Source organism: Chryseobacterium taeanense, assembly GCF_900099685.1.
Taxonomy (GTDB): Bacteria; Bacteroidota; Bacteroidia; order Flavobacteriales; family Weeksellaceae; genus Chryseobacterium; species Chryseobacterium taeanense.
Genome location: NZ_FNDW01000018.1, coordinates 1 through 13,364, shown reverse-complemented (window position 1 = coordinate 13,364; position 13,364 = coordinate 1). Strand labels below are relative to the sequence as shown.

Sequence of the window (13,364 nt, the reverse complement as noted above, 5' to 3'; positions counted from 1 at the left end):
TTCACATAAAAATTAAAAATCAAATAATAAAAATCATTTCTAATGAAGAAATTACTACTACTGACTGTTTTATTTTTCTCACAAATGATCTTTTCACAGTCGGATTGTGTTTCGGCAATTGCGGTTTGTGGAAATGCAGGCCAGTCATATACACCAAGTGGGCACGGAACTACCCAGGAAAGCCCTTTGGGAGGATGCCTTTCAACAGAACATTTCTCCGTATGGTATAAATTTACGATTGCTACCGGAGGAACACTTACTTTCGTCATCAATCCTAATGCAACAGGCACTAGTACGGATTACGACTGGGCAGTTTACGGGCCTAATGTACAGTGCGGAGCACTGGGATTACCGGTAAGATGCTCATTCTCTGCCGGCGGAGGACCTACAGGACTTAATATGACTTCCCTGGACACTTCAGAAAGTGCAAGTGTTGACAACTTAGGTAACGATGCAGACCGTTTTGTAAAATACATGGACGTTTTGCCAGGTGAAACATACTATCTTATTGTAGACAACTTTTCATCAAATACGACAGGCTTTGCTTTGGAATGGGGAGGAACAGCTACACTGGCATCTCCTTTTAACGATCCCAATTTAACGCCAAATCCTTTTGTACCACCAGGTAACCCCAGCGCAACTCCGAACGGTCCCAATGAAATTGTACAGTGCCAGCTTCCTACGACATTTGATTTTAGCACTCTGACTGCCGGAATTGTTAACGGAAATGCTAATTTTCAGGTAACATACCACTACAATTCAAATGATGCAATTATCGGAGCCAGCCCTATTACTACACCAATTACGATCAATGGTACGGATACTTATTATTACAGCATCCATTATCAGGATCCTACCAATCCCAACAATCCTATTAACAGCTGTACCCAGACTGGCGCATTTAAGTTTGTCCCGGGAAATATCGTTACCAACAATGCTACACTCACAAGCTGCAACTACAATAATTCTGGTATAGGTATTTTCGATCTGACTTCAGCCAGCGTTTATGCTCCGACAGCGGGAGTTACAAAAAAATACTACCCTTCCTTGGCAGATATGAATGCGGGAACCAATGAAATTACAAATCCTGGCGCATATTCATCAGCAGCTCCTAAAACGATATATGTGAAGATAAATACGGATCAGGGATGCTATGGAAACGCAGAAATATTATTACAGTTTTTGCCTCCACTTCCGGCCGTAAATGTAACATTGAAAGCGTGTAACAACAACAATTCAGGTACAGGTTTGTATGATCTGACTTCAGCAAATGTTTACCCTCCGGGTAACGTTACCAAAAAATATTATTCTAGCCTCGCAGACCTGAATGCAGGTACAAACGCAATTACAAATCCTGCAAGCTACATATCTGCAGCACCTAAAACAATTTATGTACGAGTTACTAATCCACAAGGATGTACAGGGCAGTCTGAAATTTCTTTACAATATTTTCCGGTTGTCACAGTGACCGAAGCGACATTAGAATCGTGCTTTATTGAAACAGCTACGGCTACAGCTACTTTTGATCTTACGCAAGCAAATGTTACTTCTCAGACCGCAGTGGTAAAAGCATATTTTACAACACAGGCTGATGCGCTGGCAGGAACCAACCCTATTGCAAACCCTTCAAATTATATATCAACAACTACGACAATCTATATAAGGGTAAGTAATGAAAATGATTGTTTTGCTATTGCCAAAGTAAATCTTAAAGTTTTACCTCCAGTAAAATCATCTGTTCTAAAAGATAAAATCATCTGTATAGAAGATAAAACCACGTTGGACGCAGGGCCCGGATTTGATGGTTATGAATGGAGTACAGGGGCTACAACTCAGTCCATATCCAATGTAGGAGCAGGAGAATATTGGGTGAGGTTAAAAACCGGAAAATGCTGGACACTACAGGAAGTTAAAGTGAATGCTTCTGCACAACCTGTAATTACCAATATTGACATCAATAACGATTCATTCACCGTAAGTGTTGCCGGAGGAAAAGGACCTTACCAATATTCACTTGACGGAATCAACTGGCAGGATTCAAATGTATTCACAGGACTTCCGAGAGGAGAAAACAAAGTATATGTGAAAGACGCTTACGACTGTAATCCTATCAGCGTTCAGGTAACGGTTCCTAATCTTATTAATGCCATTACACCGAACGGAGACAACAAAAATGATTATATCGATTATTCAGCATTGTCTTACAAGAAAAATGTAGTTTTCACCGTCTATGACAGATACGGAAATATGATGTACCGCGCAGACAAAATCCGAAACTATACATGGGATGGAACTTCCAACGGTAAGAAAATTATGACTGGTACTTACTGGTACACCATTACATGGACAGAAAACGATAAAAACAATACCGAAACCAAATATAGTGGTTGGGTATTGGTTAAAAACATTCAATAATATCTAAATTTTTGAATACTCAAAATCACCTCTTTATCAGGGGTGATTTTTTTATGCACATCAACACGAATACCTTCTGGCATTATGTTTAAACAATACTGTGTTTATAAATTGTTGAATACTATTTTTTAATTGATTTTCAAAAAAACTATCTTTGCAGAACTATGGCGCAGAAAGAAACATTATCTTCATTGACGAACGGAAACTTTGCAAAGGAACTCTCTATTGCCGATGGTAAAATGCCTCCAAATGCTCTGGATTTTGAGAGACTGGTTATCGGAACTTTTTTAATTGATAAAAAAGGTCTGGATCATTCTATTGATTTACTGACACCGGAAGTTTTTTACGATCCGAGACATCAGGTAATTTTTTCTACCATTTTAAAACTTTACGAAGGCAATCAGCCCGTTGATTTAATGACTATCATTCAGGATTTAAAGAAAGATGGAAAATTAAATCTCGCAGGTGGAGACAGCTATATTATTGATCTTACCATGGGGGTAAGCTCATCTGCACATATTGAATATCACGTTCGTGTTATTCTTGAAAAATATATTTTAAGAAGCTTAATCAATGTTTCGGCAAACGTTATTGATGCTTCCTATAAAGAATCAACCGATGTGTTTGAACTTTTGGATAAAGCAGAACAGTCATTCTTCGAGATAACCAACGGAACGATCAAAAAAGGATTCGATACTGCGAATTCACTGGTAAAGCAGGCCATCGAAACAATAAAATCCTTAAAAGATAAAGAAGGACTTTCCGGAGTACCTTCAGGATTCCGGGATGTGGATAAAGAAACCGGCGGATGGCAGAATTCCGACCTCATTATCATTGCGGCACGTCCGGCGATGGGGAAAACGGCATTTCTTCTTTCGATGGCAAGAAATATTGCAGTAGGACATAAAATTCCGATGGCACTTTTCTCTCTCGAGATGGCCTCCGTACAGCTTATCACGAGGATGATCGCTTCTGAGACAAGAATTTCATCAGAAAAATTAAGAAAAGGAACCTTGGACGACGAAGAATGGCAAAGACTATTCTCCAACGTTTCAGAACTGGAAAATGCTCCTTTATACATTGATGAAACGCCTTCCCTTTCCATATTCGACTTCCGTGCAAAATGCCGAAGACTGGTCATGCAGCATGGTGTAAGGCTTATCATGGTCGATTATCTTCAGCTGATGACAGCCGGAGGTGGAGGAAAAGGTACCGGAAACCGTGAACAGGAGATTTCCATGATTTCACGTTCCCTGAAAGCGATTGCAAAAGAACTTAACGTACCGGTGATTGCCCTTTCCCAGCTTTCGCGTAGTGTGGAAACACGTCCGGGAAAAAGACCTCAGCTTTCTGACCTTAGGGAATCCGGAGCGATCGAGCAGGATGCGGATATCGTGTCTTTCATCTTCCGTCCGGAATATTATAAAATTACCGTTTGGGATAATGATGAAGAGGGACAGGAAACATCAACCGAAAACCAGGCTGAGCTAATCATCGCAAAACACAGAAATGGTGCAACCGCCGATGTAAGATTATCATTCTTAAAACATTTTGCCAAATTCGGGGACATCGAAGCAGCCTTTGATGGTGGAATTGGTGGTGGATATCCTTCCAATTTCGGATCTAATGAACCAAGTGGCTTTGATAAAATCAAAACAACCATTCAGCCGGGAGCAGCATTTGATCTTCCTAATAATTCCCAGGTATCAGGATCTTCGATGAATGATTTTGATGACGATGATGATTTTCCATTTTAAAAAATAAAGATTAAGATTTAGATTAATGATATAACCTTAGCCTTAATCTTAACCTCATCCTTAAGCCTAATGAAAATTGAAATATACACTGATGGAGCGTGCAGCGGAAATCCCGGAAAAGGAGGTTATGGAATCCTTATGCGTGTTCCGGAAAAAAACTATCAGAAAACATTTTCAAAAGGCTTCAGGAAGACCACCAACAACAGAATGGAACTTCTCGCAGTCATCACGGCCCTGGAAAAGCTGAAATCTACGGAAAATGACATTCATATCTATACAGACAGTAAATATGTTGCAGATGCTATTAATCAGAACTGGCTGTCCGGATGGATCAAAAGAGGATGGAAAAATGTAAAAAACCCTGATCTTTGGAAAAGATTTGTGGTATTGTATAATTTATACAAGCCAAAGATGCACTGGATTAAAGGGCACGCAGGCCATTTTGAAAATGAACTCTGCGACAAACTAGCCGTAACTGCCGCAGCGTCAGCTAATTTGGAAGTCGATTCCTATTTTGAAAATCTTGACAATAACTCTCTATTTTAATTTATATTCAAACTAAACATTACTGATAACTTTTCAGTATTTCATCTTTTAACTTATCATTTATTACACAATCGCCATCAATTCCAGTAAAATTAATATTAAATATATATTTATTGCTTAGGATTTAATATCTTTGACACGTCTAATTTAAGTGTCTAATAAATGAAAAGAAAAATCTATCTTCTTTTAATTCTGAATTTGCTATTATGCTTTCCACAACATTTCGTCTCACAAACCTACCAGCTTACAGGAAATCCTGTAAGTACGACGGGTTGGACGATGGTGGCTCCTACCGTAGTAAATACAGATTTTGTACAACTGACCCCGGACACCAACAACCAGTCGGGATCCATACGCCTTAACGATCCGATAAACCTTAAATACTGTGATAAATGGAGGGTGGAATTCGATTTTAGAATGGATTCTAACCAGACTGCCAACGGAGACGGGATTGCCTTCTGGTATCTTGCTAATCCGCCGGTTGCCAGCGTACTGGGTTCCGGACTTGGAGTATCGCAGAATGCTGTGGGATTTATTGTAGGATTTGATACCTATAACAACACAACGACCGCTGTGATGAGTAAAGTTCACGTAGCTTATGGGCAGGTCGCCAATACAACCGATAACAACAATGTTGAATTTTTCAACGTTGCCGGCAGCTCTTTTCATTCGCCGGATATGAACACTACACTTCCTTTTCAGGGAACTACCTATAAGCATGTTGAAGTAACCGCACAGGTAGACCCTGCTGCACCTGCCAACTGGATTGTAAAAATTACTATCGATGGTAATTTGATCTGCAACCAGTCTTTTGCCCCGTCAGGGACAGCCGCAGCAATGACAGTAGGATATTTCGGATTCTCTGCTTCCACAGGAGGAAACAGATCAAGACATTCCATTAAAAACGTAAAAGTATATATTGATAAAGTTGCCCTCAATCAGGCAACAGTGACTGATACTTTCTGCCCGAACCCATCAACCGGGCAGGGAACTGTGAACCTGACAAACTACCAGAGTCAGTTTGTTACCAATCCGGCCAACTATACTTTCTCATATAGTGTTTCAGGTACGCCTATTACAAATCCTACTAATTATCAGTTTAGTGCAAATACAACAGTTTCGGTACTTATTAAAGATAATTCGGGAATTCTTTGTGACAACCCGGACGGAAAGATACAGCTTAATCTGTCGCCGTTCACAGCAACACCGGCTACCCTCACGGCATGTAATAACAATAATGTGGGAAGCGCCACATTTAATCTGACACAGGCAAACGTTAACGAACCGGCAGGATCAACAAAGAAATATTATAAAAACCTGAATGACTTAAACGCCGGAACCAACGAAATTACAAACTTCACAAACTATGTATCTCCTGCAGGAGTTGTATACGTAAAGGTTACCACACCATTAGGATGCGTAGGTTCTGCACCGATAACGCTTGCATTTTTTCCGCCGATTGTATCGAATGATGCAACCATAGAATCATGTTTTATAGAAAATGCTCCTACAACGGCTTCATTCGACCTTACACAAGCTAATGTAAGTTCTGAATCAGGCATTACGAAAAAATATTATAAAACAGAATCCGACGCACTTGCTGAAACTAATGAAATTGTACCTGCCAATAATTATATTTCGACATCATCTACGGTGTATGCTAGAATTACCAATCTTGCCGGCTGTTTTGTTATCGTTAAAATTACACTGAAAGTTTTACCTCCAATATATTCTTCTGTATTGATGGATAAAATAATCTGTATCGACGATACGACAACCCTTGATGCGGGTCCGGGATTTGATGCCTATACCTGGAGTACAGGAGAAAGCACACAATCTATTCAGAATGTTTCTCCGGGATTATACTGGGTTCAGCTTAAATCAGGAAGATGTACAACAATGCAAATGGTAAAAGTAACCCCTTCACCTCAGCCTGTGATCGCAAGTATTGATATTACGAACAATACTATTACCGTTAACGTAAAAGGTGGAAAAGGGCCTTATCAATACTCTCTGGACGGGGTAAACTGGCAGGATTCCAATATATTTACAGGCCTTGCCAGAGGTGAGGTTGTGGTGTATGTAAAAGATGCTTATGACTGTACACCGATTCATGTACAGATCACCGTTCCGAATCTTATTAATGCCATCACTCCAAACGGGGACAATAAAAATGATTATATCGACTATTCTGCGCTGGCATACAAGAAAAACCTTGTTTTCACGATCTACGACAGATACGGAAACAAATTGTATGAAGCCGATAAATTAAGAAATTACAAATGGGACGGAACCAGCAGTGGTAAAAAAGTAATCACCGGTACGTACTGGTACACCATCACCTGGAACGAAAACGACAAAAACAATACTCAAACTACTTACAAAGGCTGGGTATTGGTAAAAAACAGAGAATAATTACATAAAAAAGATCACCCCGGTTTGTGGGTGGTCTTTTTTTAAACTGAAACCAATTTTAAGCTTAATACTAATTCACTCCATGAAAAATAATCTACTTTCTTGTATCATTTTGATTTTCATCGGCTTGTCCGGCCGGTTTTCTGCACAGACCTACCAGCTTACAGGAAATCCTGTTAATACTGCCGGTTGGGATCTGGTTTCCAGCGCTTTGATCAATACAGATTTCATCCAGCTTACCCCGGATACCGGAGGCCAATACGGAGCGATAAAACTTCAGGATCCGATCAACCTGAAGTATTGTGACAAATGGAAAGTAGAGTTTGATTTCAGGATCGACGGAAACGGAACGACAACCTATGGCCGTGGCGATGGTTTTACGTTCTGGTATCTTGCCAATCCGCCAACAGGATTTGTTTCAGGAGGAGGCCTCGGAATTCCGGCCAATGCAAGTGGACTGATGGTCGGTTTTGATATCTTCAATAATTCTACGGAAGGACAGATGAGTAAAATCCATCTCTTGTACGGAACGAATAACGGAACCAACAATAATATCGAATACAATAATACAGCGGGAAGCACATTCCATTCTCCGGATCTCAATCCTACCCAACCATTTGTAGGAGCGACTTACAAGCATGTGGAAGTAAATGGAGAAACAGATCCTGCCAATCCTACCAATTGGCTCATCAAGATAAAAATAGATGGTGTCGTAATTGTAGATCAGTCTTTTGCCCCTTCAGGAGGCGCAATAGGAATGACAACAGGATATTTCGGCTTCTCTGCGGCAACCGGAGGCGCAAGCGCAAGACATTCTATTAAAAATGCAAAGATTTATATTGATAAAGTTCCGATCTTAACGAACACCATCAATCCTTTTGTCTGTGTAAATCCTTCCACAGGAAACGGAACGGTAGACTTAACTTCCTTCCAGAATCAGTTTGTAACCAATCCTGCAAACTATACTTTCAGCTATTTCGGACCGGGAGGTACCCCGATTACCAACCCTTCCAGTTATCAGTATGGTACCGGTACAACTACCATTACGGTAGTGGTAAAAGATCCTTCTTCCACATTATGTGACAATGGTGACGGAAAAATCGTGCTGACACCAAGTCCGTTTGCTGCTAATGATGTGACGCTGACAGGCTGTAACAATAATAACGCCGGAGGAGCGGTCTTTGATCTTACTTCAGCCAACTTATCATCGGTTCCGGGAAGTACAGCCGTATTCTACAATACAATGTATGATCTGAATAATCATCTCAATCCGATTACCAATTCTTCAGCTTATCTTTCGCCTGCAGCGACCATCTATGCCCAGGTCACTACACCGCAGGGATGTACCGATGTAGCCCAGATTACGCTGGCCCTGTTTCCTGTCGTAGAAGTTCAGGAAGCAACTTTAAGAGCTTGTGCAATCGAAACCAATCCTTCAACAGGGTTATTTGATCTTACCACGGCTCCCGTTACTACCCAAAGCGGAACAACTAAAAAATATTATCCGTCTTTAGCAGATGCCCAGAACGGAACCAATGAAATTTTGACTTTTTCATCCTACATCTCTCCTAGTGGAGTGGTCTACATTAAAGTAACCAATACAAACGGATGTTATGCTATTGCTAAGGTTAACCTGGTCGTTATCCCTCAGGTTTTCTCAACTACTTTAGAAGATAAGATTATCTGTATGGAAGATACTGTAATCCTTGATGCCGGGCCTGGATTCATAACTTACGAATGGAGTACCGGTGCTACAAGCCAAACCATTACTGCCGGAGTAGGCACCTATTGGGTAAAATTAAAAACAGGAGACTGTGTGGCTACCCAGACTGTAAAAGTTTACGCATCCGATCAACCTGTGATCACCAGTGTTGATATTTCAAACACAACGGTGACCGTATATGTAAATGGAGGCACTGCACCGTACAAATATTCCACAGACGGAATCAACTGGCAGGATTCTAATGAATTTAAGAATATGCCTAGAGGAGACAGCCATATTTTTGTGAAAGACGCATACGATTGCAATCCCATTGATATCGGTATTGTTGTTCCGAATCTGATTAACGTTATCACCCCGAACGGAGACGGCGTTAATGATGTTATTGATTATTCGGCTCTTGCAGGAAAGCAGAATCTGGTATTCAATGTTTACGACCGTTACGGAACACTGATCCATAAATCTGACAAATTCAGTCAATACAAATGGGACGGAACCATGAGTGGCAGAAAAATTCCTACCGGAAACTACTGGTATTCGGTATCATGGAATGAGAATGACAAGAAGAATACTTCTGTAAAATATTCCGGCTGGATTCTCGTAAAAAACAGAGATTAATCATATATATATAATGGAGATCATTTCATTATTTGGAATGGTCTTCATTAAAAAATACAGAGATTCAGGTACACATTATCTACTCATAAGCCTGATAAGAAGTACGGAAGCCACGAATGGGCTGAATTTTTAATTACATTTACAAGCCATAAACTAATACGCTATATCATATGAAGAAAAACTATCTTTTTTTATTTTTCATTTTTGTACTTTCACTTTACAATCAGGCTTTCTCGCAGACCTACCAGCTTACAGGAAATCCTGTAAATACGACGGGTTGGACGATGGTAGCTCCTACCGTAGTGAATACAGATTTTGTACAACTGACCCCGGACACCAACAACCAGTCGGGATCTATACGCCTTAACGAACCCATCAATCTTAAGTATTGCGACAAATGGAGGGTGGAATTCGATTTTAGAATGGATTCTAACCAGACTGCCAACGGAGACGGGATTGCTTTCTGGTATCTTGCCAATCCACCGGTTGCCAGCGTACTGGGTTCCGGACTTGGGGTATCGCAGAATGCTGTGGGATTTATTGTAGGATTTGATACCTATAACAACACCACGACCGCCGTGATGAGTAAAGTTCATGTAGCTTACGGGCAGGTTGAAAACACAACAGACAGCAATAACGTTGAATTCTTTAATATACCCGGAAGTTCTTTCCATTCGCCGGATATGAACACGACACTTCCTTTTCAGGGAACAACGTATAAGCACGTGGAGGTGACTGCAGAGGTAGATCCTGCTGCACCGGCCAACTGGATCGTAAAAATTACCATCAATGGCAATTTGATCTGCAACCAGTCTTTTGCGCCGTCAGGAACGGCAGCAGCAATGACAGTGGGATACTTCGGATTCTCTGCTTCCACAGGAGGAAACAGATCAAGACATTCCATTAAAAACGTAAAGGTTTTTGTAGATAAAATCCCCTTACTTCAGGCATCAATTGTCAAAAACATATGTCCGGATCTTACAGGAATGGCAACGGTTGATTTAACAGCATTAAATTCACAACTTACGGCAACACCGGGCAATTATAACTTTACGTATTACGTCACAGGAAGCGGAACACCGATTGCCAACCCTGCTAATTTCCAGTACAGTTCCGATACCAATATTTCTGTGGTTATCAAGGATCCGTCTTCGGTCTTGTGTGATAATAATGATGCCACGATCTCGCTAAAGGTTGCCCCTACAGTCACTACTACTGATGCTTCCTTACGAACCTGTTTCCTGGAAACCAATCCTTCCACAGGGCATTTTGATCTAACAACAGCAGCGGTGATCGGTGCTTCAGGAGGCATCACGAAAAAACATTACCCTTCTTTAACGGATGCCCAGAACCAGACCAATGAAATTGCGAACCCGAGCAACTACATCGCTCCAAACGGGGTGGTCTACATCAGGGTAAGCAATGCGTTCGGATGCTATGATATTGCCAAAGTAACGCTTGAGGTCATTCCGCCTGTATTTTCTACGGTCCTTAAAGATCAGGTAATTTGTATGGAAAATACCGCCACATTAGATGCCGGGCCGGGATTTGTAAGCTATGAATGGAGCACAGGTGCCAATACGAGAACCGTTTCTGTAGGAGTCGGCACGTATTGGGTAAAACTGAAAACAGGAGATTGCGTGGCGACACAGACGGTGAAAGTGTACGCTTCTGAACAACCGGTCATTTCAAGTGTTGATATCTCCAATAATGTGGTTACAGTATATGCCATAGGAGGTACTGCACCCTATAAATATTCTACAGACGGAATCAACTGGCAGGATTCTAATGAATTTAAAAATGTTCCTAGAGGAGATGTAAAGATCTATGTAAAAGACGCTTATGATTGTCAGCCAATAGACATCACCATAGTTGTTCCTAACATCATCAATGTGATTACCCCGAACGGAGACGGCGTAAATGACGGAATCGACTATTCGGCACTTGCAGGAAAACAAAATCTCGTATTTAATGTATTTGACCGTTATGGAGCCATGATTCACAAAGCAGATAAAACAAACCGGTACAGATGGGACGGAACCATGGCCGGACGAAAAGTATCTACAGGAAGCTACTGGTACTCTGTATCATGGAACGAAAATGATAAAAACAATACTCCTGTAAAATATTCGGGATGGGTATTGGTTAAAAACAGGGATTAACATTATATATGTAATTCTTTAAAAGAGCGGTTGTTTTATACAGCTGCTCTTTTTTATGCAGTTTATCCAGCCACGAACCACCTTAATCATTGTATTCTATATGATTACATGGGGTAATAAAATATTACGACACTTCTCATTTGCTGAGCGTTAAAGTTTATGCTGAGCTTGTCGAAGTACCTTTAGCGCCCGAAAAATAAGCGCAATTCTTTCAAACAAATCTTTGCGTCGATAGCGTCAGATAACAATCAAAGAGTTAATAAAATATTGCAGTAATACTCATTTGCTGAGCATTAAAGTTTATGCTGAGCCTGTCGAAGTACCCCCTAGCGCCCGAAAAATAAGCGAAATCCTTTCAACAAATCTTTGCGTTGATAGCGTTAAAAAAAATCAGTGAAATGTAAAAATAGGAGGAAGATTTAATCCGTAATTGCCTATGAAAACGGCAGTACCTTAAAAGTAGTCTTGGTTGGACTACTATTTCAGCTACAAATGTAAACAAAATATTTTCACCTCCAAATACTAACCTCTTATTTTCTAATTTCTTACGTATTGACAACAAAAACCACAAGATCGCACAAACTTACACTACAGTTTTCCTGATTTATTTTATATATTTGTGATCTAGTGTTCATTACCTAGGAATAGTAGTCCAACCAAGACTACTTTTACAATAGCACGTATGAACACAATGATGAAAAGTTATGAACCCTTTCCGATACTACGTTTTTGCGTAGTGTTGTGGTATATTTTCATCCCTTCAAAAGCATATTCCGGTTCGTTTGTACCGGCAGATTCCATTATCTTCGTAGCTGAAGACGCTTATGTCTATTCAGAAACCTCTGTTTTTGTTGCAGGTTCTGGACATAATAAAGGATTTACATCAGCTAAAAAGTCCAAAGATTTTCTCAAAAGATCATCTTCACCATTTTCTACTCCAAAGTCAGTCCATATTGCAGCCCATAAGGCATGCTATACAGGAAGTCCGTGGAATCAACATGACCCCGGACGCATTTCTCATGCCTCAATGTTGGGGATTATGGGAAGCTCTTCTCTAAAACTTATTGATAAAATAATAAAACCCTTATTTACTTTGCTTTCAGGCACAGGCAGGGATAAAGAGGGATTTGTAAGTACTGCTTTTTATCCATTTCAAATTACAAATATCATCATCAATCATTTCGTTCGTCCTCCGCCTATACTTCACTCTGAAGGCACAAAAGTTTTTAACACATAAGTCATATAAGAGAAGGTTACAGCTTTGAAAACAAATAGAACACATAAGCTTTGAAAATCTTTGATTTTCTTGCGGAACGTTTTATCATTCATTATACACTCACTGTTCACTCACTATCCACTCCGTTTGTCATCCCGTAGGGATCTCGGCAAAGCATTTCACATAACAATCGTGAAGTGAGTTTTAACAAACAGCTTAGTGAGCTCTTATAAGTGCAACGCCTAACGCAGAGGATGTGACTTCGAGACCCTCAGTCACCGCATTTTACAAGTCTTTGTCGTTAGGAATCTCGGCATAGCTGGTAATAGTAGTAGGGAAAGATTCGGGCTTAGATCCCTACGGGATGACAACCGGAGTGGTAAGGAAACTAAATTTTTGGTATTGGATTCTTCGTCAATTCGATTTCTATGACATCTGCAAGTTATTTTCATACACAGAATTATTTTTTATCAAAGCATAAACTCTGTGTATGATTTTATTTCTAATTGCATTTA

7 protein-coding genes are annotated in these 13,364 nt (G+C 40.3%); all 7 read left to right on the top strand.

Going from position 1 to position 13,364, the window contains the following annotated elements; translation table 11 throughout:
* Positions 1-42 precede the first annotated feature (42 nt).
* The 7 genes from BLR30_RS17035 to BLR30_RS17005 all read left to right on the top strand — a co-directional run bounded on the left by BLR30_RS17035 (position 43) and on the right by BLR30_RS17005 (position 12,870).
* Positions 43-2,415 (top strand): T9SS type B sorting domain-containing protein, encoded by a 2,373-nt coding sequence (locus BLR30_RS17035; RefSeq protein WP_089861488.1) that lies wholly within the window; start codon positions 43-45, stop codon positions 2,413-2,415.
* A 164-nt stretch (positions 2,416-2,579) separates the two neighbouring features.
* Positions 2,580-4,172 carry a replicative DNA helicase gene (gene dnaB, locus BLR30_RS17030; RefSeq protein WP_089861486.1) on the top strand — a complete coding sequence of 531 codons (1,593 nt, stop codon included), beginning with the start codon at positions 2,580-2,582 and terminating at the stop codon, positions 4,170-4,172.
* Between the two features lie 69 nt (positions 4,173-4,241).
* Positions 4,242-4,718 (top strand): ribonuclease HI, encoded by a 477-nt coding sequence (rnhA, locus tag BLR30_RS17025; protein WP_089861484.1) that lies wholly within the window; start codon positions 4,242-4,244, stop codon positions 4,716-4,718.
* A 162-nt stretch (positions 4,719-4,880) separates the two neighbouring features.
* On the top strand, positions 4,881-7,133 hold the full coding sequence (locus BLR30_RS17020; protein WP_089861482.1) for a T9SS type B sorting domain-containing protein: 2,253 nt from the start codon (positions 4,881-4,883) through the stop codon (positions 7,131-7,133).
* 82 nt (positions 7,134-7,215) lie between these two features.
* On the top strand, positions 7,216-9,471 hold the full coding sequence (locus BLR30_RS17015) for a T9SS type B sorting domain-containing protein (RefSeq protein WP_089861480.1): 2,256 nt from the start codon (positions 7,216-7,218) through the stop codon (positions 9,469-9,471).
* 170 nt (positions 9,472-9,641) lie between these two features.
* The gene (locus BLR30_RS17010) at positions 9,642-11,633 is read left to right on the top strand and encodes a T9SS type B sorting domain-containing protein (RefSeq protein ID WP_089861478.1); all 1,992 of its coding nucleotides are present in this window, start codon (positions 9,642-9,644) and stop codon (positions 11,631-11,633) included.
* Between the two features lie 682 nt (positions 11,634-12,315).
* Positions 12,316-12,870: a hypothetical protein gene (locus tag BLR30_RS17005; protein WP_175443683.1), complete on the top strand. Its 555-nt coding sequence runs from the start codon at positions 12,316-12,318 to the stop codon at positions 12,868-12,870.
* Positions 12,871-13,364: the final 494 nt, after the last annotated feature.

What these genes read in the sequence shown, in the direction of transcription:
- BLR30_RS17035 (WP_089861488.1), top strand. Translation starts at nt 43, where the DNA reads ATGAAGAAATTACTACTACTGACTGTTTTATTTTTCTCACAAATGATC.
- dnaB (WP_089861486.1), top strand. Translation starts at nt 2,580, where the DNA reads ATGGCGCAGAAAGAAACATTATCTTCATTGACGAACGGAAACTTTGCA.
- rnhA (WP_089861484.1), top strand. Translation starts at nt 4,242, where the DNA reads ATGAAAATTGAAATATACACTGATGGAGCGTGCAGCGGAAATCCCGGA.
- BLR30_RS17020 (WP_089861482.1), top strand. Translation starts at nt 4,881, where the DNA reads ATGAAAAGAAAAATCTATCTTCTTTTAATTCTGAATTTGCTATTATGC.
- BLR30_RS17015 (WP_089861480.1), top strand. Translation starts at nt 7,216, where the DNA reads ATGAAAAATAATCTACTTTCTTGTATCATTTTGATTTTCATCGGCTTG.
- BLR30_RS17010 (WP_089861478.1), top strand. Translation starts at nt 9,642, where the DNA reads ATGAAGAAAAACTATCTTTTTTTATTTTTCATTTTTGTACTTTCACTT.
- BLR30_RS17005 (WP_175443683.1), top strand. Translation starts at nt 12,316, where the DNA reads ATGAACACAATGATGAAAAGTTATGAACCCTTTCCGATACTACGTTTT.